Origin of the sequence: Microbacterium sp. Leaf151, from assembly GCF_001424225.1 — a bacterium.
In the GTDB taxonomy this organism is placed as follows: domain Bacteria; phylum Actinomycetota; class Actinomycetes; order Actinomycetales; family Microbacteriaceae; genus Microbacterium.
The window spans coordinates 147,960-171,270 of sequence record NZ_LMOR01000003.1 but is presented as its reverse complement, the minus strand read 5'-3'; the positions used below and the strand labels follow the sequence as shown (position 1 = coordinate 171,270).

26 protein-coding genes and 2 tRNA genes are annotated in these 23,311 nt (G+C 70.0%); 14 read left to right on the top strand and 14 right to left on the bottom strand.

Translation table 11 applies throughout. The features are described 5' to 3' along the window. Positions 1–24: 24 nt before the first annotated feature. The gene (locus tag ASF76_RS08375; RefSeq protein ID WP_055955994.1) at positions 25–822 is read right to left on the bottom strand and encodes a sulfite exporter TauE/SafE family protein; all 798 of its coding nucleotides are present in this window, start codon (positions 820–822) and stop codon (positions 25–27) included. Between the two features lie 367 nt (positions 823–1,189). On the opposite strand from ASF76_RS08375, the gene ASF76_RS08370 reads away from it, so the two are divergent. Continuing rightward, positions 1,190–1,825, top strand: a complete 636-nt coding sequence (locus ASF76_RS08370; protein ID WP_055957139.1) for an NADPH-dependent F420 reductase — start codon at positions 1,190–1,192, stop codon at positions 1,823–1,825. Between the two features lie 447 nt (positions 1,826–2,272). On the opposite strand, the gene ASF76_RS08365 is transcribed toward ASF76_RS08370, so the two are convergent. The 6 genes from ASF76_RS08365 to ASF76_RS08340 all read right to left on the bottom strand — a co-directional run bounded on the left by ASF76_RS08365 (position 2,273) and on the right by ASF76_RS08340 (position 6,915). After that, positions 2,273–3,433 (bottom strand): cystathionine gamma-synthase, encoded by a 1,161-nt coding sequence (locus ASF76_RS08365; RefSeq protein WP_055955991.1) that lies wholly within the window; start codon positions 3,431–3,433, stop codon positions 2,273–2,275. Next, a complete protein-coding gene (locus ASF76_RS08360) occupies positions 3,430–4,434 on the bottom strand; it encodes a pyridoxal-phosphate dependent enzyme (protein ID WP_055955988.1) in 1,005 nt (334 codons plus the stop codon). Before ASF76_RS08360 ends, ASF76_RS08365 begins: the two co-directional genes overlap by 4 nt. 126 nt (positions 4,435–4,560) lie before the next feature. Continuing rightward, entirely contained in the window at positions 4,561–5,406 is an 846-nt protein-coding gene (locus tag ASF76_RS08355) for an SDR family oxidoreductase (protein WP_055955985.1), read from the bottom strand. A gap of 71 nt (positions 5,407–5,477) precedes the next feature. Further along, entirely contained in the window at positions 5,478–5,798 is a 321-nt protein-coding gene (locus tag ASF76_RS08350; protein ID WP_055955983.1) for a hypothetical protein, read from the bottom strand. Continuing rightward, positions 5,795–6,367, bottom strand: a complete 573-nt coding sequence (locus ASF76_RS08345; RefSeq protein ID WP_156459194.1) for an Asp23/Gls24 family envelope stress response protein — start codon at positions 6,365–6,367, stop codon at positions 5,795–5,797. Before ASF76_RS08345 ends, ASF76_RS08350 begins: the two co-directional genes overlap by 4 nt. Positions 6,368–6,372: 5 nt before the next feature. Continuing rightward, on the bottom strand, positions 6,373–6,915 hold the full coding sequence (locus ASF76_RS08340) for an RNA polymerase sigma factor (protein ID WP_055955977.1): 543 nt from the start codon (positions 6,913–6,915) through the stop codon (positions 6,373–6,375). 121 nt (positions 6,916–7,036) lie between these two features. On the opposite strand from ASF76_RS08340, the gene ASF76_RS08335 reads away from it, so the two are divergent. The 8 genes from ASF76_RS08335 to ASF76_RS08300 all read left to right on the top strand — a co-directional run bounded on the left by ASF76_RS08335 (position 7,037) and on the right by ASF76_RS08300 (position 13,141). Then, positions 7,037–7,453: an Asp23/Gls24 family envelope stress response protein gene (locus tag ASF76_RS08335; protein WP_055957136.1), complete on the top strand. Its 417-nt coding sequence runs from the start codon at positions 7,037–7,039 to the stop codon at positions 7,451–7,453. Positions 7,454–7,574: 121 nt separating this feature from the next. Next, positions 7,575–8,417: an NAD-dependent epimerase/dehydratase family protein gene (locus ASF76_RS08330; protein WP_055955974.1), complete on the top strand. Its 843-nt coding sequence runs from the start codon at positions 7,575–7,577 to the stop codon at positions 8,415–8,417. Continuing rightward, positions 8,414–8,674, top strand: coding sequence for a hypothetical protein (locus ASF76_RS08325; protein ID WP_055955971.1), 261 nt, complete (start codon positions 8,414–8,416; stop codon positions 8,672–8,674). The genes ASF76_RS08330 and ASF76_RS08325 overlap by 4 nt, the downstream gene beginning before the upstream one ends. Before the next feature lie 75 nt (positions 8,675–8,749). Beyond that, on the top strand, positions 8,750–10,156 hold the full coding sequence (locus tag ASF76_RS08320; protein WP_055955968.1) for a dihydrolipoyl dehydrogenase family protein: 1,407 nt from the start codon (positions 8,750–8,752) through the stop codon (positions 10,154–10,156). A gap of 12 nt (positions 10,157–10,168) precedes the next feature. Then, positions 10,169–10,792, top strand: a complete 624-nt coding sequence (locus tag ASF76_RS08315; protein ID WP_055955965.1) for a TetR/AcrR family transcriptional regulator — start codon at positions 10,169–10,171, stop codon at positions 10,790–10,792. A gap of 474 nt (positions 10,793–11,266) precedes the next feature. Next, entirely contained in the window at positions 11,267–11,782 is a 516-nt protein-coding gene (locus ASF76_RS17195; RefSeq protein WP_055955962.1) for an RNA polymerase sigma factor, read from the top strand. After that, complete coding sequence (locus ASF76_RS08305) at positions 11,769–12,761, top strand: hypothetical protein (RefSeq protein ID WP_055955959.1); 993 nt, start codon at positions 11,769–11,771, stop codon at positions 12,759–12,761. Before ASF76_RS17195 ends, ASF76_RS08305 begins: the two co-directional genes overlap by 14 nt. Continuing rightward, the gene (locus ASF76_RS08300) at positions 12,758–13,141 is read left to right on the top strand and encodes a hypothetical protein (protein WP_055955956.1); all 384 of its coding nucleotides are present in this window, start codon (positions 12,758–12,760) and stop codon (positions 13,139–13,141) included. The genes ASF76_RS08305 and ASF76_RS08300 overlap by 4 nt, the downstream gene beginning before the upstream one ends. A gap of 211 nt (positions 13,142–13,352) precedes the next feature. Here ASF76_RS08300 and ASF76_RS08295 read toward each other — a convergent pair whose 3' ends face one another. Then, positions 13,353–14,285, bottom strand: a complete 933-nt coding sequence (locus ASF76_RS08295; protein ID WP_055955951.1) for an aldo/keto reductase — start codon at positions 14,283–14,285, stop codon at positions 13,353–13,355. A 60-nt stretch (positions 14,286–14,345) separates the two neighbouring features. Here ASF76_RS08295 and ASF76_RS08290 point away from each other — a divergent pair, with 60 nt between their 5' ends. Beyond that, on the top strand, positions 14,346–14,537 hold the full coding sequence (locus ASF76_RS08290) for a zf-TFIIB domain-containing protein (protein WP_055955949.1): 192 nt from the start codon (positions 14,346–14,348) through the stop codon (positions 14,535–14,537). A 103-nt stretch (positions 14,538–14,640) separates the two neighbouring features. On the opposite strand, the gene ASF76_RS08285 is transcribed toward ASF76_RS08290, so the two are convergent. Continuing rightward, entirely contained in the window at positions 14,641–14,949 is a 309-nt protein-coding gene (locus ASF76_RS08285) for a hypothetical protein (protein ID WP_055955946.1), read from the bottom strand. Positions 14,950–15,085: 136 nt separating this feature from the next. Here ASF76_RS08285 and ASF76_RS08280 point away from each other — a divergent pair, with 136 nt between their 5' ends. Then, complete coding sequence (locus tag ASF76_RS08280; protein WP_156459193.1) at positions 15,086–15,460, top strand: hypothetical protein; 375 nt, start codon at positions 15,086–15,088, stop codon at positions 15,458–15,460. 51 nt (positions 15,461–15,511) lie between these two features. Here ASF76_RS08280 and ASF76_RS08275 read toward each other — a convergent pair. The 4 genes from ASF76_RS08275 to ASF76_RS08260 form a co-directional block, all read right to left on the bottom strand. Beyond that, positions 15,512–15,585: transfer RNA gene (locus ASF76_RS08275), tRNA-Met, on the bottom strand. Positions 15,586–15,619: 34 nt separating this feature from the next. Continuing rightward, positions 15,620–15,691 (bottom strand) — tRNA-Thr (locus ASF76_RS08270). Positions 15,692–15,756: 65 nt separating this feature from the next. Next, a complete protein-coding gene (locus ASF76_RS08265) occupies positions 15,757–17,082 on the bottom strand; it encodes a M23 family metallopeptidase (protein ID WP_055955940.1) in 1,326 nt (441 codons plus the stop codon). A gap of 249 nt (positions 17,083–17,331) precedes the next feature. Continuing rightward, the gene (locus ASF76_RS08260; protein ID WP_055955937.1) at positions 17,332–18,129 is read right to left on the bottom strand and encodes an inositol monophosphatase family protein; all 798 of its coding nucleotides are present in this window, start codon (positions 18,127–18,129) and stop codon (positions 17,332–17,334) included. Between the two features lie 62 nt (positions 18,130–18,191). On the opposite strand from ASF76_RS08260, the gene ASF76_RS08255 reads away from it, so the two are divergent. From ASF76_RS08255 to ASF76_RS08245, 3 genes are all read left to right on the top strand, one after another. Then, a complete protein-coding gene (locus tag ASF76_RS08255) occupies positions 18,192–19,775 on the top strand; it encodes a phytoene desaturase family protein (protein ID WP_055955933.1) in 1,584 nt (527 codons plus the stop codon). A 163-nt stretch (positions 19,776–19,938) separates the two neighbouring features. Next, positions 19,939–21,423, top strand: coding sequence for an HNH endonuclease (locus ASF76_RS08250; protein ID WP_055955931.1), 1,485 nt, complete (start codon positions 19,939–19,941; stop codon positions 21,421–21,423). 124 nt (positions 21,424–21,547) lie between these two features. Next, positions 21,548–21,778 carry a hypothetical protein gene (locus ASF76_RS08245; protein ID WP_055955928.1) on the top strand — a complete coding sequence of 77 codons (231 nt, stop codon included), beginning with the start codon at positions 21,548–21,550 and terminating at the stop codon, positions 21,776–21,778. 68 nt (positions 21,779–21,846) lie between these two features. Here ASF76_RS08245 and pdxR read toward each other — a convergent pair whose 3' ends face one another. After that, positions 21,847–23,298: a MocR-like pyridoxine biosynthesis transcription factor PdxR gene (pdxR, locus tag ASF76_RS08240; protein ID WP_162240811.1), complete on the bottom strand. Its 1,452-nt coding sequence runs from the start codon at positions 23,296–23,298 to the stop codon at positions 21,847–21,849. Positions 23,299–23,311: the final 13 nt, after the last annotated feature.

The following is a 23,311-nucleotide window of genomic DNA, read 5'->3' as shown; positions in this document are numbered from 1 at the left end:
CTATCGACGCGACCGGTCGCCCTCTCAGCGCTGATGGCGACCGCGGACGGCCTTGATCCCCATCTGCACGGCGATGAATGCCAGGAACACCGAGAAGAGGATGTTGCCGACGAGCGGATCGACGAGCGTGGCGATAAAGGCGCCCAACGCAGTCGTCGTACAGGCAGCGAGACCGACGAACGCCGCCGCTCGCAGGTCGACGTTGGATCGGCGCAGGTTGCCGACGGTCCCCGAAACGGCCGCGGGGATCATCATCAGCAGCGAGGTGCCCTTGGCGATGAGGTCGCTGGTGCCGAAGAGCAGCATGAGCGCGGGCACGACGATGATGCCGCCGCCGACGCCGAGGAGGCCGGCCAGGATGCCGGTGATCACACCGAGCACCCCGAGCAGCGGTCCGGTGACCCAGGTCAGGACGAGCTCGGCGTCACGCGAGGGCACGACGAAGTAGAGGCTGACGATGACGATGGCGAGGAACGCCACGAACGACCACCGCAACGCGGTCTGCGACAGCTTCGGGAGCAGCCAGGTGCCGATCTGCGCGCCGACCACGGCACCGGCGGCCAGGATGAGGGCGGGAAGCCACGCCACCGACCCGTGTACCGCGTACGAGATCACGCCGACGGATGCCGTGGGCACGATGGCCGCGAGAGAGGTTCCCGCGGCGAGCCGCTGGTCGAAACCGAGCAGGAGCACGAGCAGGGGCACGATGACGGTGCCGCCGCCCACGCCGAAGAGCCCGGACAGGAGTCCGGCCAGGAGACCCACGCCGATGCAGACGGCGTAGAACCGGGTGGAGCGGACGGGGCGGGTGTCGGGGGTCACGGGCTCGGGGTTCCTTCGCAAGACGGTCCACGGCGGCGAAGCGCCACCGACCAACCAGTCTTCCACTCGCGCGGTGCGCGACGAAACGACACCCGCCGGGGAACGTGCCGCCCCGGAAAGGAAAGCGGCCCCCGGTGGTCCGAAGCCGCGTCCACCGGGGGCCGTCGCCCTCACAGGTCAAGCTGGACGGTGACCCGAACACCGGCCGGCGACCACTCGCGTGAGGGTGCGACAAGATGACGATAATCGCGCCACCCCCGCCGATCGACCGGTTGACCACGGTAGCTCGGAGTGCTAAATACTTATGCCGCTAGTTTTTCGTTCGGAGGCGGGAATGCGTCCCCCGCGGGTGCCGTTGCAGTCCAGCATGACAACCGTAGGAATCATCGGAGCAGGACACATCGGCTCGGCGCTCGCGAAGGGCTTCGCGAAGAACGGCTACGACGTCGTGATCGCCAACTCCCGAGGGCCCGAGACGCTCACCGACCTCGTGTCGTCGATCGGCGACAACGCCCGCGCGGCAACGGCCCAGGATGCCGCAGAAGCCAGCGACATCGTCGTCGTCACCGTGCCGCTGAGGGCGATCGCCGAGGTGCCCGTCGCCCCGCTCGCCGGCAAGGCCGTGCTCGACACCAACAACTACTACTTCGAGCGCGACGGACAGATCGCCGAACTCGATGAGAAGAAGACGACCACTTCGCAGATGCTTCAGGACCACCTGCCGCAGTCGCACGTGGTGAAGGCGTTCAACCACATCAAGGCCGCTGACATCCTCACCGACGGCTCCCCCGCCGGCAACGAGAACCGTCGCGCACTCGCCACTTCCAGCGACTCCGACGAGGCCGTCGCCCTCGTCACCCGTGTCTACGACGAGTTCGGCTTCGACACCGTCAACGTCGGTCCGCTCAGCGAGAGCTGGCGCGTCGAGCGCGATCAGCCGGCCTACGTCGTACGTCAGAACGCCGACGAGCTGACGCGGAACCTGGCTCGCGCCGAGCGCTGACGTCGGGCCGCGACGGCCGGGCCCGACCCGCGCCGGTCCGCGCCGGTCCGCGCTGGTCCGCGACGCGCCGAGCGTGGGTCTGACCCGCGCCCGGCGCCTGACCCGCGCCCGGCGCCTGACCCGCGCCGCGCCGCACCATAAACGCGATTCACGCCGATAAACGCGCTCCCGCCGTGTTTATAGACGCGGATCGCGTTTATGCGTGGATGCCGCAATCCGACACCGCCGCCGCGATACCCGCGCCGCGCGCCCCATCAACGAGGGCCCAAGCCCGCAACACACCCATAAACGCCATATGCACGCATAAACACGCCCTCCCCGTGTTTATGCGCGCGGATCGCGTTCATGCCTGGATGCCGGGACCCCGGCCGCCCGCGCCGGATCACCTACGCCGGCAACCGACGCCGGCGACCGACGCCAGTGACCGAACGCCCGGGCAGGGTGGGCTCAGAGCGACGCGAGCGCCCGATCCACGTCGGCGATGAGGTCGTCGACGGACTCGATGCCCACCGACAGACGCACGATGGTGTCGGGCACCGCGAGCTCGGTGCCGCGCACGGACGCGTGGGTCATGGCATCCGGGTAGTTCACGAGCGACTCCACACCGCCCAGGGACTCCGCGAGGGTGAACAGACGCGTCGACTCCGCGAAACGACGGGCGGTCGCGCCGTCGGCCAGGGCGAGCGAGACGATGCCGCCGAAGCCGCTCATCTGTGTCGCCGCGAGCTTGTGGCCCGGGTGCGCGGGGAGGCCCGGGTAGTACACCGTCGCGACCCGATCGTGGCCGGCCAGGTGCTCGGCAACGGCGTGCGCGTTCGAGCTGTGACGCTGCATGCGGATGCCGAGCGTCTTGATCCCGCGCGTGGTGAGGTAGGCGTCGAACGGCCCCGACACCGCTCCCGCGGCGAACTGCAGGAATTGCGTCTTCTCGGCGAGGTCGGCGTCGGCGAAGGCGAGCGCGCCGCCGACGACGTCACTGTGGCCGCCCAGGTACTTCGTTGCCGAGTGCACCACGACATCGGCGCCCAGCGCGATGGGACGCTGCAACGCCGGCGAGGCGAAGGTGTTGTCCACGACGACGATCGCGCCGACCGCGTGCCCCAGGCGGGCGAGACCGGCGATGTCGGTGATACGCAGCATCGGGTTGCTGGGCGTCTCGACCCAGACCATCTTCGGAGCGCGCTCCTCGATGGAGGCGGCCACGGCATCCAAGTCGCTCATGTCGACCACGCGCAGCGTGATGCCCCACGGGCCCAGCACGCGGGCGAGCAGGCGGTAGGTGCCGCCGTAGACGTCGTTGCCCATCAGCACCTCGTCGCCGGGGACGAGCGCCGCGCGCAGCAGCGCGTCTTCGCCGGCCAGGCCGGAGGCGAACGACAGGGCGCGGACGGCCCCTTCGAGTGCGGCGATCTGCGACTCCAGCGCGGTGCGCGTGGGGTTTCCGCTGCGGCCATACTCGTAGCCGCCGCGGAGGCCGCCGATGCCGTCCTGCGCGTAGGTGGTGGACACGTGGAGCGGCGGGATGACCGCACCGGTCGTCTCGTCGGGGGTCTGGCCCGCGTGGACGGCGAGGCTGTCGAAACCGCGGGCGGCGTCGTGGGTGCTCATGAAGAGTGCTCCTGGGTGCTCGGAGGAATGACGGATGCCACCGGTGCAACGTCGTAGCCCCGCCCGATCATCCAGTCATCGTCGAAGATCTTGCTGAGGTAACCGCGGCCGTGGTCGGGCAGCACCACGACCACCACCGCGTCGGCGGGGAGATCGCGGGCGACGCGGAGGGCGGCGACGACGGCCATGCCGCTGGAACCGCCCACGAGCAGCCCCTCCTCGCGTGCGAGGCGCCGCGTCATCGCGAACGACTCGGCGTCGGATACGCGCTCGTACCCGTCGACGAGCGAGGGGTCGAAGGCCGGCGGCCAGAAGTCCTCGCCGACACCCTCGACGTCATAGCCGTGGATCTCGTCGCCCGAGTAGATCGAGCCCACCGGGTCGGCGCCCACGATGCGCACGCGATCCCCCGCGACCTCGCGCAGGTAGCGACCGGTGCCGGTGATCGTGCCTCCCGTGCCGACGCCGGCGACGAAGTGGGTGATCTCGCCCTCCGTATCACGCCAGATCTCGGGACCGGTGGTCTCGTAGTGACTGCGCGGACCATTCGGGTTGGCGTACTGGTTGGGTTTGAAGGCGCCCGGGATCTCGCGGACGAGACGGTCGGAGACGCTGTAGTACGAGTTCGGGTCGTCGGGCTCGACGTTCGTCGGCGTCACCACGACCTCGGCGCCGTAGGCCCGGAGGACGGCACGCTTGTCTTCGGCGACCTTGTCGGGCACAACGAAGACGCAGCGATACCCGCGCTGCTGGGCGATGAGCGCCAAACCGACCCCGGTGTTGCCGCTGGTGGGCTCGACGATCACGCCGCTCGGACGCAGCAGGCCGTCGCGCTCGGCGGCATCCACGATGTTGGCGGCGATGCGGTCTTTCGCCGACCCGCCGGGGTTGAAGTACTCGATCTTCGCGAGCACGGTGGCGGCGATGCCATCGGTCACGCGCGTCAGACGGACGAGGGGGGTATTGCCGACGAGGTCGGCGACGCTGTGGGCGTAACGCACGATGGATTCCTGAGGATGAATGCGCCGGAGGGCGCGGCTGACGGGGTCGTCGAAAGAACGCGGAGAGCGTTCAGCGACAACAGCGACAGGTCAGCACGCCGCCAGCATACCGCGACTGCTCCGGCGTCACGACACGGCACCGAGGAACTCGTCGAAGCTCTGGGCCGCGCGACCGGTCACCCGTTCGACATCGTCGGAGACGGCGGCGAGGTCACCGCTCGCGATCGCCGTGTAGGTGCTGACCCACGCGTCGACCTGCCAGCGCGGGGCGCCGTACGCCGCACGCGACGCGTAGGCCTCGTCGAGGCTCTCGTCGACGAACCGCACGGGGTGACCTCGCACCGCGGAGATCTTCTCGGCCACCTCCGCCAGCGTCAGCGCCTCGGGACCCGTGAGGTCGTACGAGATGTCGGCGTGGTCGGCGGGATCGAGGAGCACCGACACCGCGGTGGCCGCCACGTCGGAGCGGGAGACGAGCGAGCACCGCCCGTGGGCGGCCGGACCCCGGATGACGCCGTCGTCGCCGGCGAAGAGCTCCATCATGTCCATGTAGAAGTTGTCGCGCAGGAACGTCCAGGTCATCCCCGAGGTGCGGATGACGTCCTCCGTCGCGGCGTGATCGCGGCCGAGCGTGAAGACGGCGTCCGGGGCTGCCGCGAGGAACGACGTGTAGACGATCGAACGGACGCCGGCGGCAGCGGCCGCGTCCACGAAGGTGCGGTGGTGCTCCACCCGGTCGGCGGTCTCCGACGCCGAGACCATGAAGAGCGTCTCGACCCCCTGCAGGGCCGCGCGGGCGGCATCCCCGTCGGAGTACCGGGCCACCCGCACCTCCGCGCCCTCGAGGGAGGGGGCGCGCGATGCATCGCGCACGAGAAGGCGTTGAGGGATGCCGCGGGCGGCGAGGTCGCGGGCGACGCGACCTCCCACGGCGCCGGTGGATCCGGTGACGGCGATGACGGGCGTGGGCATTCGGCCTCCGGGAGGGAACGAGCGGTGCTCCCAGCGTAAGCCGCCGCCGACCCCCCAGTCCGTGAAACGACTCAGGAGGCGGGGACCACCAGACGCGCCACGCGCACCCGCACGCGAGACGGCACGTCGTCGACACCCGCGCCCCGCGCGGCGGCGGCGACGGCGGTGGCGACGCTCGCCGCGTCGTCGGTCTGCGACACCCCGATGCACACGGTGATCGCGCGGGCTCCGGCCGCCTCTTCGACGGACGCGAGCGAACCCTCCACCTCGGCGACGTGCTCGAACGCGCGGGCCACCACGGGACGGGCGGAATACGTCTCTCGCACCCCCTCGACCGCAGTCACGGCGAGGTCGATACGCGGGGCCAACTCTGCGGCGGTGATCGCGGTCATTCGTCTTCCCCCTCGTCCGTGTGCACGTCGCCCACGGTGACGTCGACGCGGCCCACCTTCAGGTCGCCGTGGTGCTCGATCGCCGTGCGGATGCCGGTGCGCATCTCTTCGACCGCCACTGCCATCGCGCGACCGAAGCGCACGCTCACGGTGACGCGCACCTCGAGCGGGGCCCCGGGCTCCGGCTGATTCAGGCGCACGCGGCCGACCAGCACGCCCTCGACGCCGTCGCCGACGGTGCGGATGAGTTCGTAGATCGCTCCCTCGGTGACGACGATCTCCGTACCGTCGTCGGTGCGGGCGAGCGGGATGTCGCGGCCGGCGCGGAACTCCCGCATCACCTGCCGCATGATGCTGTCGTACCAGGACTCGGCGAGAGGCTCGGCCGCCTGCTCCTCCACGATCTCGCGGGACAGGCGACCCATCCGCTCCATGGATGCCAGGATCGCCTGGCACTCGGCGTTGCGCTCGATGGCGGGGATACGGGGGGTGCGCCCACGATCGAGATAGGCCGAGAGGTCTTCGAGGGAGTACCCCGAACCTCCGATTTCTTCGCTGTGCTCGCTCATTCCGGTCACCTCCACTCCTGCATGCGTTCCAACACGGTCTTACGGGCGCGGGCGAGGCGGCCTCGCACCGTCGCCGCGGTCTCACCGACCTCGACGGCGATCTCGTCGTAGCTGTGGCCGCCGACCTCGCGCAGCACCCACACGACCCGCAGTTCCTCGGGCAGGTCGGCGAGCACCTTCTTCAGCGCCTCCATCTGTGAAGATGCCACAACGGAGCGCTCGGGGTCGTCCTTGGCCGACACCATCTGCTCGTCGATCTGCTCCGAGATCTTGCGCGAGCGCATCCGGTCGGTGACCTTGCGCGACACGATCGTGGTGAGCCAGCTGCGCACCTTCTCGGGATCGGTGAGATCGGGAAGACGACGCCAGGCCGTGATGAGGGCTTCCTGCACGCAGTCATCGGCGTCGGCGCGCGAGCCCGTCAACCGCGTTGCGAAGGCGACGAGGAAAGGCGCGTGCCGTCGCACCAGCACGCCGAAGGCGAGCTGGTCGCCGTCGGCCGCCCGCGACGCGAGGAACGCGTCGGTGGCGGAGGACAAAGAGGGCATCGCGGTTCCTGTCAGAAATTTCTCAGTCTCGATCCGTGACGTTTCACGAATCGGTTCCGTCCACTCAGCGAACACCCCCACGGTCGATATGGCCCGGGATCTTGACGAAAGGATGTTCCTCATGGCACAGAACGCCTCCCTCCCCCGCGACGCCCGCAGCAACGGCGGCAAGACCGTCATCGTCGACCCCGTGGTCGCCAAGGTCGCTGGCATCGCCGCAGCCGAAGTGCCCGGCGTGCACGCCCTCGGCGGCGGCGCCGCCCGCGTCATCGGCAACATCCGTCAGGCCGTCGGCGCCAAGGACTACGCCCAGGGCGTCAGCGTCGAGGTGGGCGAGACCGAAGTCGCCGCCGACATCGCCATCCAGGTCGACTACCCCGAGCGCATCCAGCGCGTCGCCGCGAACGTGCGCTCGGCCGTTGAGAAGGCGATCACCGACATCGTGGGCATGAAGGTCGTGGAGGTCAACGTGACGGTGGTCGACGTGTTCATCCCCGGCGACGACGAGGACGACGCGGAAGAGGCGCGGGTTCACTGACCCGCGACCCTGAGGGTCTCCGGCCCGCGAGCGAGACCTCGCGGGCCGTTCGACGTCAACCCGCCGCCCGGTGTCGGTGCTCGACGCTATCTTCGACACCATCCCGACCTGAAGGATCTCCATGCGCATCGCCCTCACCGGCTCTTCCGGCAAGCTCGGCACCGTCGTCGCCCGCGAACTGCGGGCCGCCGGCCACGACGTCATCGGCCTCGACATCCACGGCGAACGCGGCCCCGGATTCGTTCAGGTCGAGCTCACGGACTACGGCCAGGTGATCGACGCCCTCGCCGGGGTGAACGACCAGCACACCGGCTTCGACGCCGTGGTTCACCTCGGGGCGATCCCCGCGCCCGGCATCCGCTCCGACATCGCCACGTTCCACAACAACATGACGGGCACGTTCAACGTGTTCTGGGCTGCCGTGCGGCTCGGCATCCGCAAGATCGTCTACGCCTCCAGCGAGACGGTGCTGGGGCTGCCGTTCGACGTCCCGCCGCCCTACATCCCGGTCGACGAACAGTACGCTCCTCGCCCCGAGTCGGTCTACTCGCTCGTGAAGACACTCGAAGAGCGACTCGCGACCGAGCTGGTGAGGTGGCATCCCGACCTCTCGATCACGGCGCTCCGGTTCTCGAACGTCATGGTCCCCGCCGACTACGCGGAGTTCCCCTTCGACGCCGACGCGCGCACGCGCAAGTGGAATCTGTGGGGCTACATCGACGCGCGCGACGGCGCGCAGTCGATCCAGCGCGCCCTCGAGACCGCACCGACCGGCTTCGACACATTCATCATCGCGGCCGCCGACACGGTCATGACCCGTCCGAACGCCGAACTGGTCGCCGAGATCTTCCCGGGCGTCGAGACCCGGGGCGAAGTGGGCGAGAACACGACGCTGCTGTCGATCGACAAGGCGCGGCGTCTGCTCGGCTACGACCCGCAGCACTCGTGGCGCGATCACAGATGACTCCTGACGACGATCAGCCGGCCATTCCGCTGCCGACCGCCCACGAGAAGGAGGTCAGCTTCTTGGCCCGCAGCGGTGCGGTGGTGACCCTGCGACTGATCGACACGGGTCGATACGAGCTCAAGCTCGACACCCGCGGCGACTACACCGCCGTGCTCCTGCACGACGGTGAGACGTTCGAGCTGCATCCCGCGCCCGGGGTGCACGCTCTCGGCGGTACGGGGCTGACCGCGACCGACATCTACGAGGGGTTCTGACCCGCGGCGCAACCCCCGCAGCCGCCTCGCCGGTGCGGGCTTGACTGGGGTCACCGACCAGCCAGGAGGACCACCGTGAGCGAGCCCGCCGACAGCTACGACATCGCCGTGATCGGCGCCGGTCCGGCCGGAACGGCTGCGGCCCTCCGCGCGGCGGAGCTCGGGGCGTCCGTCGTCGTCCTCGAAGCCGGCCGCGTCGGCGGTACGTGCGTCAACACCGGCTGCGTCCCCACTCGCGTTCTGGCCAAGGCCGCACGGCTCATGCGCGAGACCCGCTCGGCTGACGACTACGGCATCGTCGTCGACGAGCCTCGGGTGGACTGGTCGGCGGTGGTGTCCCGCGTGCACGAACGAGTGGATGCCGTGCGCTCCATCAAGCGCGAGGTGGAGCGCTTCGCCGAGGCGGGCATCGACCTGATCCACGAGGGTCGCGCGCGCTTCGTCGACGACCACACCCTGGCGCTCGACAGTGGCCGCCGGGTGCGCGCGGAGTCGATCCTCGTGTGCGTCGGCGGGCACTCCCGACGCCTCCCGATTCCCGGGGCCGAGCTCGCGACCGTCCCGGAGGACGTGCTGTCCCTGACCGAGCTCCCCCGCCGCGTCGCCGTGATCGGCGCGGGCAACACCGGAGCACAGCTGGTCACGGTGTTCCGTTCGTTCGGCGCCGAGGTCACGCTTCTCGACGTCGCGCCGCGCGTGCTCATGGCATCCGACGCCCGGATCTCCGCCGCCATCGCCGAGTCGTTCGTCGCGCACGGCGTCGCCGTGCACACGGGGATCGACACGGTCGAGCGCCTCGACGAGCGCGACGGCGCGATCCGCCTGACCTGGCGAGAGAGCGACGAGGCGCACGCCGTCGATGTCGACGTGGTCATCATGGCCACGGGATGGCCCGCAGATGTCGAAGACCTCGGTCTCGAGCGCGCGGGCATAGAGGTGGAACAATCGGCGATCCCCGTCGACCGCTACTTCCGGACGATCGTGCCGCACATCCTCGCGGTGGGCGACGCCAATGGTCGCGACATGCTCGTGCAGGCGGCGCAGTTCGAGGGCGAGGCAGCAGCCGAGAATGCGGTGCTCGGCGCGAACCGACGCACCCCGCACCATCTTCTCCCCGCCGGCGGGTTCACCGACCCCGACTACGCCGGCGTCGGGCTCACCGAAGAGCAGGCGCGCGACCGCGACCCCTCGTGCGTCGTCGCGACGGTACGGTTCGCCGACCTCGACCGTGCCGTGATCGACGACCGCGAGAGCGGCTTCCTCACGCTCATCGCCGATCGTCGCCGCGAGCTCGTCCTTGGAGCGCACGCGGTGGGCGAGAACGCCGTCGAGGTCATCCAGTCGGTCACGACGGCGATGGCCGCGGGCATCGACGTCGCCACCCTCGCCGGTGTGCGCTTCGCCTATCCCACCTACAGCGCGGTCATCGGCAACGCGGCGCGCGCGCTCCTGCGTACCGACTCTCCCGCCCTGCTGGAGTGACACACTGACATCGTGACCGCCGCGAACCCCGCCACTACCCCCGCCGACTCCCCCGCGCGGCGCGGGCGTCCGGGCTACGACCGCGAGGGCATCCTCGCCGTCGCCGTGCGGGTGTTCAACGAACAGGGTTACGACGCCACGAGCGTGTCCGACCTCGCCCGACGTCTGGGGCTCGCCAAATCGGCGCTCTACCACCACTTCTCCTCGAAGGAGGAGCTCCTGTCGGTGGCTCTGGAGGCGGCCCTGGGGGGTCTCGACGCGGTCTTCGACGATCCCCGCGCGTCCGCGGGGGCGGCCACCGACCGCCTGCGCTTCGTGCTCGTCGGTACGACCGACGTGCTGGTCGCACAGCTGCCCGCGGTGACGCTGCTGCTGCGGGTGCGCGGGAACAGCCCCGTCGAGCAGGCGGCGCTCGAACGGCGGCGCGTCTTCGACCACAGGGTCACCGCCCTCGTCGCCGCAGCGCAGGCTGAGGGCAGTGTGCGAGACGACGTCGACGCGGCGGTCGCCGCGCGCCTGCTGTTCGGCATGATCAACTCCGTCGTGGAGTGGTACCGCCCCGGCGGCGGTGTCGACGGCGGACGCCTCGGTGCCGACGTCGTGCGCATCGCCCTCGACGGCCTGCGCACACCTTGAACGCCGCGCGGACCACTGAGCCTTCATCGACCGAACGATCAGCAATCGTGTCGCGCGCGAGGGGTCGCATCCACGCTGTGGCAAGGCCCGGGCATCGTGGACGCCGTGCGGCGACGTACGACGTCGCCGTCCGCGACGACGCCGAACGGCTCATCGCGACGGCACGCATCACGAACCTGAACGTCGATCCGAACTGACGCGGGCGCTCTGGCATCCTGGATCGATGGCGGAGATCCGAGGGGTTGCACTGCCCCCACGCAGTGCAACCCCTCACCCGCCGAGGTCAGTCCCGAACATCTGTCGGCGGGCGTGCGGGTGTCGTCTCGAAGCCGGAGAGGACACCCACCCCCATCAGTGCGGTGTCTACCGGACGACGATCCTTACAGCCCCCCGAAAAAAATCTCCGTCACTTCGACGTGTAAGGATTCGCCTTGTCCAAACACTTCCTTTTCGAATGCACGGAGACCTACACCGGTGATCGACGAGTCGGATTTCGTGGCGCTCTTCCGCGAGCACCACAACGCCGTTCTCCGATTCATCGAACGGCGCGTCTCGGATCGCGAGGCCGCCGCCGACCTCACGATGGACTGCTTCGAGATCGCCTGGCGCAAACGCGATCCCCGAGAGCCGTTCGGACTGCCGTGGTTGTACCGCACCGCACGCAATCTCATTGCGAATGAATACCGGCGACGTGATCGAGAGGGGGCCCTGTGGACGCATATCGAGGACCACGTACGCACCCTCGCGAGCGAGGCGGAGCCCACGATGACCGCGCGGCTGCTGGATGCCATCCGGGCGCTGCCCGAACGCGAGCGCGAAATACTCTGGCTGACGTACTGGGAGGAACTCTCCGCCGCCGAGGTCGCGGTCGTGATCGGGCTGAGCGAGGGCGCCGTGTGGACGCGGCTCAACCGTCTGCGCGCACGACTACGCCCCCTGCTTCTGAGTTCGACCTCGACCGGCGAGGAGGTGCGCGATGAACGACGATGAGCTCGCCGGTGCACTGCGCCGCCTGGACCCCGCGCGTACCCCGGTCGACGCCCCGATCCCTCTCGACGCGGAACGACGTCTGCGCGAGATCGTCGGCCGTCCCGGCACCCGTCGACGCCGTCCGACCCTCGCCATCGCCTCCGCCGCCGCGGCCGTGGTGCTCGTGCTCGCCATCGTGTCGGGAGTGCTCTGGATGCCGGCACCCTCGGCCCACGCCCTCACCCCCAAGCCCCTCGTCTACTCCGCCGTCGCCGACGATGCGTCGCGGGTCATCGCCGAAGCGCAGCTCCGTCTGGCCGAGTCGACGACGCCGCTCGCGCCGGAGCGTCGATCGCTGTCGCTGGGGTGGTACTTCAGCGGCTCGCCCGATGAAGCGGAGGCCACGGTCTTCCGTCGCGAGTGGGTGGACGTGCGCTGGGCCGAGAATCTCTCCGGGTCGATCGTCACCCTCGCGGCCGAGGCGACCAACGCCGACGGCGACACGGTGCCCGCGGACGATCCGACCCCCGGCACCGTGGTGGGCGATCTGCAGTTCGTGCAGAACCAGTTCTCCCCGCTCTCGCGCACACCACCCGCGCCGACCGCTGACGCCATGCGATCGCTGATCGTCGCCTCGACGGGCGCGAGCGAAGCCCTCACGGCGGGTGACGTGATGCTGGGAGTGCGGTCCTTGCAGAGCGAATGGACGCTCACGGGGAGCCAGCAGTCGGCCCTGCTCGACGTGGTCGCATCCGCCCCCGGGCTGCGCGTCCTCGGCGTCACGAACGACCGCCTGGGTCGCCCTGTCGTCGGGCTCGGCGGCATCCCCTCGACCGCGACCACCTCCGACGTCACGCTGCTCATCTCCACGGAGACGGGCCGCATCGTGGGGTACGAATCGGCTCTCATCGAGGACAGCCCCAACCTCAAGCTCCCCGCCGGATCGATCACCGACTACATCCTGTGGGATGTACGCGACAGGAAGGACGCTCCGCAATGACCGCACCCGAGAACCTCCACCCCGACATCGCCGCGGCCCTCGAGGACCTCCCCGGCGGGGTCGTGATCGACGCGACCCACGCGCACTGGCCCGAGCTCGGCATGAGCATGGACGTCCCTCCCGAAGATGACAAGGCCGTCGGCAGCTGCGCCACCGGGAACGTATGCGCCTTCAACGGCACGGGGCTGTCGGGCACACGAGTGTCGTGGTCGTCGTGCGGAACATACGCACCCGGCATGACGGTGCGCTCCATCGCCAACGCCCGCTCCGCCGGTTACGCGCAGGCGCGGTCGTCGTCGGGGTCGGTGCTGGCCACCGCGATCGCGGGCTCGTGGGCGAACGTGTCGGGCAGTGTCGCCGACGTGCGGTGCGTTCCCTGACCTGCCGGTCCGCTTAGGGCAGGGCCGGGGGCGGCTTTCCTCGCCGGGGTGCCGCCGTGCTCTTCCGCGTGGGAGTGCCGTTGCGGGCTTTCGCGCGGAATGCTGCCGCGGGATCCGGCGCCGGAGTGCCATCGTGGGCTTTGGCGCGGGAAGCGCTGCCGCGGGATCCGGCGCCGGCGAGCCGCGGGCCCCCGCAGAACGCGCGGACGGCTCAGCGCCAGGGGCGTTCCGACCGGCGGCGCCAGTAGTCGCTCGGATCGGTCGCGAGCTCGGCGAGCACCGAGCGGTCGACCTCCAGGGCTCGCGCCTCGACGCCGCGGCGGAGGTGAGCGAGCGTCGTCGCCCCGCTCAGCACGATGTCCGCGAACGGCTGCGAGAGCGCCGCACCGAGCGCGAAGAGGTCGGGGGCGACCCCGGATGCCGCAGACGCGAGTGCTCCGCCCGGCACGGCGGACGCGAGTTCGCCGTTGGCCAGCGCTTCTTTGACCACCACGGTCCAGCCCGCGTCGTGCGCCTCGACCAGCGCGGCGCCGGCCGAGGACTCTCGCAGGTTCCAGGTGGACTGCACGACGGTGAAGGGACTGTCGTCCAGGCGCATCGCGGCGCGGATGACGTCGGCCTGGTGCGGACCACTCGTGGACAGCCCCACCCGCACGCCCTCGGCCCGCAGGCGTCGCACCCGCTGGAGCACCTCGATGTCAGCGAGCGCGGGACTGTCGGGGGTGACGGAATGGATCAGGAAGAAATCCGGCGCCGAGCCGAGGGCCGCGAGCGTCTCGGGCCACTGCCGGTCGAACATCGCCGCCGAGTGCTCTTTGCGCTCGTGCACGGCGGCATCCATCTTCCACCCGCCGACGTAGGCGTAGCCCCATTTGGAGCCGATCACGATCCCGGAACGCCTGCCGGGATGCGCCGCGAGCCAGCCCCCGAGGAACTCCTCGGCGAGCCCGTAGGAGCGCGCCACGTCGATGTAACGGATGCCGAGACCCCACGCCTCATCGAGCAGGAGGTGTGCGCGCCCCCGTAGCGCCGGGATCGAGCGGTCGACCGGATCGCCCAGATCGGCATCGCGATCGGTGGTGATGTACGCCGGCCGGCCGACAGCGGCCAGACCGAAACCCAGGCGGGCGGAAGAAGCAGGCATGCTCCGACGTTATCCGCGCTGCGGGCGCAGTCGAGATGTCACCGCGGGAACGGAGGGTCCATGAGTTACACGAACGCCTTCGCCGACGAGGCACAGCCCATCTGCCCCGCCTGCGGCGTGACGATGCATCCGCTCCTCGACGAGGGCATCCGGGCCGACGAGTGTCGCGAATGCGGGTTCCAGGTGGAGTGGGTCGCAGCGGACCTTGCGCGCGAGGGAGACGACGAAGAGCGAGACACGCGCTGGGATTGAGTGCCGGGGGGCCCGAGCCGTCCTCCGCATAGGGGGTCGCTTCATTGCGCGCATCTCGATCACGGCCATCGCCCGCACACGAGTCGCGTCGGTGCGTGCGCGCCTAGATGGCGTCGAAGGGAATGTCTCCGTCGCTGTAGTCCCGGTCGATCCTCGGGGCGTGCTGCAGCCCCCGTCCGTCGGCCGTGTCGGCGCTGAGCGGCACGGTCGCGACCGCGATGACGATCGACGTCGTCGTCGTCACGAAGAAGCTGAGGCGTTGACCGCCGTCGACGGTGACGTTGAGGAAGCCGCCGGCGGCTCGGGCGGCGCGCAGCACCTGGTCCCGCAAGTCGTCCAAGCCCTCGAGGGGACCCAGCGCGAACGTCGAACCATCCACCGTGAGGTGGATCCGCTCGATACTGTTCGGCATGGGCGCACGCTAGCCGTCGCCGATGGGAAACCTCAGGGGGTTGCCTCGACGCAGCGCGTGTCGCACACTCCGCCTGCACCTGTCGAGGCGAGCGCATCCGCGGGGGTCGAGGCCGCCGGGGTGGCATACTCCCCATATGCGACCGCTCGAAGACTCGCCACCCCGCCGCTCCCACGCACAGCTCGAAAGCTGGGTGAAGGAGTTCGAGCAGGAAGAGCACTGCATCGCCGGCTCCATCACCGTCGCTCCTCAGGAAGACGGGGACAGCGACGACACCGGGCTCGTCATCCTGCGACTGCGGAACGCGTCGACGTCCATCTTCATGAAGCCGCGCAGTTACGACGACCCGATATGGGAGTTGACGCTCACCGAGCGGCCGGATGACCTGGTGATGTCGGTGCACGACATCGCCAGCCTCGCCGCCGAGTACGTCATCGCCAGCAACCTCTGCACTTTCCTGCAGTGGAAGTCGTTGGAATGGGACCGGCAGAGCGGCCGACGCGCGGCCTGAGCCAAGACGACAGAAGCCCCGGCGCGAGCCGGGGCTTCTCTGTGTCTTCGGTAGCGGGAGCGGGGCTTGAACCCGCGACCTCACGATTATGAGTCGTGCGCTCTCACCAACTGAGCTACCCCGCCGCACGGCATCCACTATTCAGAGGTGGACACCTTGAGCCCCGAGTCAGGATTGAACTGACGACCCCTTCCTTACCATGGAAGTGCTCTACCACTGAGCTATCGGGGCGTACCCGGATCGCTCCGGGCAACTTGAAGAGGTTATCAGACCGCGACACCCTCTCACCAATCGGGTCAGCCGCCGGTGTGCTGACGCAGCCACACGATCGGATCGATCGGCGTGGTGCCGTTCTGCAGGATCTCGACGTGCGTGTGGGCACCGAACGAGCGGCCCGTGTTGCCGGTGCGGCCGAGGAACTGACCGACCTTCACGTGCTGACCCTGGGTGACCTGCAGCGAGCCGTACTGCATGTGCCCGTACCGGCTCGAGATGAGCTGACCGTCGATCTCGTGATCGATCAGAACCGTGACGCCGAAGGCGCCACCCTGCTCGGTCGCGATGCGGACGGTGCCGTCGGCGATCGACTGGACGGGCGAGCCCTCGCCGGGCACGAAGTCGGCACCCTCGTGCATGGTGCCGTCGCGCATGCCGAAGCCGTACGTGATGGGCACACCGACCGCGAAGGGCCATTGGATGGGCGCTGTGGGGTCGTTGACGTAGAAGTTGGACGGGTTCGTGATCCCCGAGTCGGCGGCCATCTGCGCGTAGGTGGTCGCGCTGTAGCCGTCGGAGCGGTCGACGACAGCCGCTTGCGCCGCGGCGGGCGCGACGTAGGCCTGGATGGCACCCTCGGATGCCGCGACGTCGCCGCCGACGGCGAGCCGGGTGGTGACGCTTTCGCTCGCGGTGACGCTGTCGGTGCCGTTCGCCGAGGCGAGGGCGCTGACCGGCATGGTCATGCCCACCGTCAGCAGACCCACGACGCCCATGACGCCGACGGAGAACGACGTGGCCGCGATGCGGCGCACGTTGCGGCGCGAGCCGGTCGTCGCCGCGGCCGGAAGACCCTCGGCGACGGGCTGCACGGGAGCGACCACGCGGTTCTGCTGAACGGCGGTCTCGCCGGTGAACGAAAAGAGGCGCGCGGCCGACGTGAATTCGTCGTCGACGGGGACGCCAGCGGCATCCGGGGCCTGCTCGGCGCGCGGCGCCTCGGCGGCGGGTGCATCTGCGACGGACACCGCGGCGGCCGGCGACTCGGGCGTTTCGGCGCTGTCGAGGATGACCGCCTCCTGCGGGCGACGGCGCGAACGACGCGACGAGACCGGAAGGGTGATCGGGGAAGTCGGCAGCGTGACGGGCGTCGTGGCGCTGTCGCTGTCGGTGCTCTGGAGGATGACGGCGACCTCGTCGGAGGAGCGCTCGTCGACGACGGTGACCTCGAGGGCGTCGGGTTCTGCATCGGCCGAGGGCGCGGCATCCGTCTCGGGGAGCGTGGCGTCGATCGTCGCGGCGATGACCGTCTCGAGGACGGCGGCGGCCACGTTCTCGATCAGCTCGGGCTGCGCGGCGTTCTCGGCGTCGGCCGGGGCCGGGTCGCTCGCACCGTGGCGACGCATCTCGACTCGAGTCGGCCGGATGGCGGCCTCGTGGGCAGGGGCGAGGGGGCGACGGGACCGCCGGGTGGGGGCAGGCTCAGTCGGGAAGGCTTCTGACGGCAACGCGCGAGGGCTCTCGTGTCGTGTCGCGCTCGGGCGACGGCTTCGGGCTGTGGGGCTTGGCCATTTCCGCAGGTTCGGGTTGCGGAAGATAACGAACTGGTAAACACTCTACCCCCGTCATCTGAGAATGCGATGAGCGGGAGGGGGTCACCTCTCGAAGTCGAGCAGCGGCTCGAGCCGCGAGAAGAAGTCGGGGCCGGACGCGATGACCATGCCGTTGCCCGGGCGACCGCCGGGCGCGCCGCCGACACGCCCCCCGGCCTCTTCGACCAGCAAGGCCCCGGCTGCGTGATCCCAGGGGTGGGTCCCGCTCTCGTAATAGGCGTCGACGCGACCGGCGGCGACGGATGCCAGGTCGAGCGAGGCCGCACCGATGCGACGCACGTCGCGTGCGATCGGCATGACGCGCGACAGCTGCGCGAGCGCCGGGCCGTGCGTCTCGGGGTTGTAGCCGAAGCCCGTCGCGACGAGCCCACCGGCCTCGCCCACTTCGCTGACCGAGAGGCGCTGATCTCCGAGCCAGGCTCCGCCGCCGCGCGCGGCGCGGAACAGCTCGCCCGTGATGGGGTTGAAGACGGCACCGGCGAGCGCGGTCCATGACGCGGTCTCGGCGGTGCCCTCGACGGCGGCGATGCTCACCGCCCAGGCCGGGATGCCGTAGGCGTAGTTGACGGTGCCGTCGATCGGATCGACGACCCAGGTGATGCCGCTCGTGCCGGCCTCGGCGTCGGACTCCTCGCCGAAGAACCCGTCGCCCGGACGCTCTCGAACCAGCTCCGCACGAATGAAGGCCTCGACCTCGCGATCGGCGGCGGTGACGATGTCGGCAGCGGCCGACTTCGTGGCCGCGACCGTGACTCCCTCGCGGCGGCGACGGAGAGCCAGCTCGCCGGCCTCTCGTGCGATTCGTGTGGCGATGTCGAGGAGATCCGCGGGGGAAGTCATGGCATCCACGCTACTGCGCCACCCCCTCCGCCGAAGTCGCGTCCGTGGATACCGTGGATAACATGACCGCCTCGGATGCTCGCCGGTACGACGTCGTCATCGTGGGAGGAGGGCACAACGCCCTCGTCGCCGCGGCCTACCTCGCCCGCGCCGGGCGTCGTGTGGTGGTGATCGAGCGAACGGATGCCGTGGGCGGCGCCGCCGAGTCGGAACGCCCGTGGCGCGGGGTCGACGCGCGGCTGTCGCGCTACTCCTACCTCGTCAGCCTTCTGCCGCAGAAGATCATCGACGACCTGGGCCTGCGCATCGAGCTGCGGCGGCGCCGGTACTCCTCGTACACACCCGATCCGGTCGATCCGTCGCGCGGCATCCTCATCGACACCGGGGATGCCGAGGCGACGGCCGCGTCCTTCACCCGCACCCTGGGGGACACCGGCGAGGCCGAGCGGTACGCCGCGTTCGGGGAGCGTCTGGCCCCCCTCGGCCGCGCGGTGTTCCCGACGATGACCGAGCCACTGCCGACCGCCGACGAGGTGCGCGAGCGGGTCGGGGACGACGCACTGTTCTCGTCGCTGACCGAGCGTCCGCTCGGCGATCTGCTGCGCGCGTCATTCGAGAGCGACGTGGTGCGCGGCATCGCGTTGACGGACGGGCTGATCGGTACGTTCGCGTCATCGGACGACCCCTCGCTCGCGCAGAACCGCTGCTTCCTCTATCACGTCATCGGCGGCGAGACCGGTCACTGGGACGTCCCTGTCGGAGGCATGGGCGCCGTCACGGCGGAACTCGAACGCGCCGCGCGCGAGGCCGGCGCGCAGATCGTGACGGGAGTCGAGGTCATCTCGGTCTCACCCGACGGCGACGTGCACACCATGACCGATCGATCGGAGGTGTTCCACGGGGAGCTCGTGCTCAGCGGCGTCGGGAGCGCGGTGCTCGACCGGTTACTCGCCGCGGGCGGTTCTGCGACCACCGGCGCCCCGCAGCCCGAGGGCGCGCAGGTCAAGGTCAACATGCTGCTGTCGCGACTGCCCCGACTGCGCGACACCTCCGTCACCCCCGAGGCCGCGTTCTCGGGCACCTTCCACGTCAACGAGACGATGACCCAGTTGGATGCCGCGCACGTGGCGGCATCCGCGGGACTCCTCCCCGAGCCGCTCCCCGTCGAGATCTACTGCCACTCGCTGACCGATCCGTCGATCCTCGGCGACGACCTGCGGGCGTCGGGCGCACAGACGTTGACGATGTTCGGGCTGCAGGTGCCGCATCGCCTCATCGACGACACCGATCCCGTCGCCGCGGGGGCACGGCTGCTGGCGGCAGCGCAGGCATCGTTGGACACGGTGCTGGCCGAGCCGTTGCGCGACTGCATCCTGCGTGCGCCCGACGGGCGGCTGTGCATCGAAGCCCGCACGACGACCGACCTGGAGACGTCGCTGAACATGGTCGGCGGCGACATCTTCCACGGCGCACTGTCGTGGCCGTGGCTGTCTTCACCGGCGCACTCCCCCGCGGAGCGGTGGGGCGTGGCGACACCGCACTCGCGCGTGCTGCTGTGCGGGTCGAGCGCGCAGCGGGGCGGGGCGGTCAGCGGTATCGGGGGGCAGAACGCGGCGATGGCTGCGCTGGAGATACTGGAGCGGTAGAGCGGGCTCGGGGCTCTGTCCCGGAGGCCGGGGGCGCGGGGGCAACGGACACGGGCGGTTTCGGTTGCGTAGTCGCGATGCCGCGGGCATGCAGGGGGTGAAGTCGCAGGGAGACGGGTGAAGTTTCACCACCCATTCGAACATATTTTCTAAACTGACGTGCATGTCCGATTCTCGCTCTCCCCGCACTGAAGGCCACGGCAGCAACAAGCCCGACGACCTGCGTGATCTCGTCGGACTCATCCGTGCGGGCACGATTGAGCTGGCGCGCGTGCAGGCCGGGCTGGTCCGATCGCGCGCCGCTGTCATGCAGATCGCGCTCGACCAGGTCGCGCACTCCCCCTCACGAGCGTCCCGAGAGCGAGAGCTTCCCGTACGGTCCGTCGCGCTCGAAATCGGTGCCGCAACGCAGACGCACGACCTGACCGTACAGAAGGAGCTCGGCGAGGCGCACGCGCTCACGGAGAAGTTCGCCGCGACGATCGACGCCCTCGAGTCCGGGCGCATCGGCATGCGCCACGTCCAGGCGATCCTCGACACGGGAATCGTCATCGACGACGACGACACCCGCCGGGGATGGGAGCAGGTCGTCCTCACCCGCGCCGAGCGCGATTCGCCGGGCAGGGTGCGAGCGTTCGCCCGAGAGCTTGCCGAGAGCGTGCACCCCGTCGGCATGACCGCACGACACGCGCGCGCCGCTGAATCGCGAGGAGTCAGTGTTCGCGACCTGGCCGACGGCATGGCTGAGCTCAGCGTCATCCTGCCTGCGACGGTCGCGTACGGCATCCGCGATCGACTGAGACGGCAGGCGGCGGCGATTCGATCCGCGGCATCGCACCCGACGTCGGCATCGGAATCGACGAACGTGTGTGCTCCGCACGGCACGGAATCTCCCGCAGGGGGTCACGAGGGGGCGACGGATACCGGGAAGGTCATCCTGTCGGACGCCGATATCGCCGACTCGGCGGGCACCCCACACCACGCCAAGCCGGCCTCCTTCCACGACGAGCGCACTCTTGCTCAGATCGGCGCCGACGTCTGCGCCGACCTCCTGCTCACCGCCGCGCCCACTGTCGACCCGACGACCGAAATCACCTGCCCCGGCGGCCTCGGGGCGATCCGCGCTCACGTGCAGACCACTGTGCCGGTGCTCACTCTTCTCGGTCGCACCGACGTGGGCGCGTCCGTCGCTGGGCGCAGCCCCATCGATCCGGAGTCGGCACGACGCCTGGCCGCGCATGCCCCCGGATGGGACCGCGTGATGTGCGATCCGATCCTCGGCACCGTGCTCGAAGTCGACCGCTACAGCCCGACCGCAGCCCAGCGGCGGTATCTCGCTGCGCGCGACCAGCACTGCCGGGCTCCCGGATGCCGCGCTCCGCTGAGGCGATGCCAGATCGACCACAATCACGAAGCGCAGCACGGAGGGGCGACCACCCTCCGCAACCTCGCCCACCTGTGCACACGACATCACACGCTCAAAACCGAAACGGCTTGGACGGTCTCACAGGGCTCGGATGGCACACTCCGCTTCGAGAGTCCTCTCGGGCAGCAGGTGATCGAGTCTCCCCCGCCGCGCGTGATGTTCCTGCCGAACGACGACGGCGCGACGCGGACGGCGAACCCGCCGGCGGTGCCACCATTCTGACGGGGTCTGCTCGGCGGCGGTCTGTTCGGAACTTCTCAGCGAACCCGGTGGTCGCGCGGACCTCGGGCCGTCGCTACACCCCGCAGACACGGAGAAGGCGGGCGCGCCCCGACACACTTCACAGATGGACGTCACGGTGCCGGCCGAAGTCATCTTCGTCGGGGGTCGATCCGGCGTACGCAAGACGACCGTCGCGGTCGAGGCGTCCCGCATCTTCGCGAAGCGAGACATTCGCCGTGCCGTCATCGAGGCAGACGGGCTCGATCACGCCCACCCTGAGCCGTGGAGTGATGGCGTCGACCTCGCAGAGCAGAGTCTCGCAGCGATGTGGAGCAACTATCGACGCGCGGGATGACCGACGGCCGAGACGCCGTCCGCCGGAAGCGGACCCCCATACCTACCTACCACCACCGTGAGCAGGCGCTAGCCCGGAGGCGATTCCGACATCGGCCCCGTGGGACCACCGATACCGACGTGCGCACGCAGAACGGCGAGCATCCCCTCGATCGCTTCCACGAGCACGACGGTCGATGGCGCGGCGTACCCGAAAACGATGCCCGCCGGAAGCGACGAGCCGGCGCCCTCCCAGATGTACGAGGCCAGAGGCGCCACCCGGATGCCGCGCTCGGCGAGATCCGCGACGATCGCACGCTCGGCATCCTCGCCCCTCCCGGGGAGTAACGCCACCGCATGCAGGCCACCGTCCGTGGCCGCCAAGTCGACGCCGGGCACGCCCGAGAAAGCCTCGAGCAGGAGGCGACGACGGTGGCGGTACTCGCGCCGCCGCCGCGCCGTGTGCCGTGCGAGTGAACCCTCCGCGAGGTACAGCGCGAGCGCGTGCTGCTGCACGAGCGAGACCGGGAGATCGAGATCGCCGCGCGCCGCGCGCATCCGCTCACCCACCTCGCCGGTCGCGACGAGCCACCCGCAACGGACTGCCGGCGTGAGGGTCTTCGACAGACTGCCGATCAAGACGACCCGCGCGGGATCGATCATGTGCAGCGGGGGAAGGGGCGCCCGACCGTGGGGGAATTCGCTGTCGTAATCGTCCTCGATGACGACGACGTCCTCGCGGTCGGCCCAAGCGAGCAGACGGGCACGCGCCTCGGCATCCAACCGACTTCCGAGCGGGTAGTGATGGTGGGGAGTGACGATGAACGCATCGAGATCGCGCTGACGCTCGACCGCATCGAGGTCGAGACCCGCGCCGAGACGCACGGGGACGGGGACGGCCTCGATGCCGAGCCGACGGAGGATCCGGTGCACGCGCGGATACCCCGGGTTCTCGATGCCGACCCGCAACGTCGTCCTGCCGCCACGAGGCGACATGGCGAGGAGGGCCAGGAGCATCGCATCGCTGGTGCCGGCGGTCACGACGACCTCGGATGCCGCCACATCGAGCCCCCGCGCACGACCGAGGTACCGGGCGATCTCCTCACGCAGAACCTGCGCACCCGCTGTGTCGGGGACGTCCGCATCCGGATCGCCCGCCGTCGCCCGCCGCCACGCCGAGCGCCACCCCGCATCCGCGAGACCCGTCGTACCGGGCCGCCCCGGACGCAGATCGACGGGCGGCGGCTCCTCCACAGTGCCGGTGTCGGCCCGCGCGCGCGGTGACGGTGAATGCGCCGTGACCTCGGCGACGACGGTCGCACCCCCCGGTCGGGACACCAGATACCCCTCGCCCGCGAGGATCTCGTACGCGGCGACGACGGTGCCGCGAGCGACTCCGAGGTCGGCGGCGAGCGCGCGCGTCGACGGCACCGCTTCTCCCCCACGCAGGCGTCCCGCAAGCACCGCCGCCCGCAGTCCGTGTGCGAGTTGCTCGTGCAGCGACACGGTCGAGCGGCGGTCCAGGATGCCGAGCGAGATCACGCACGAAGTCTGC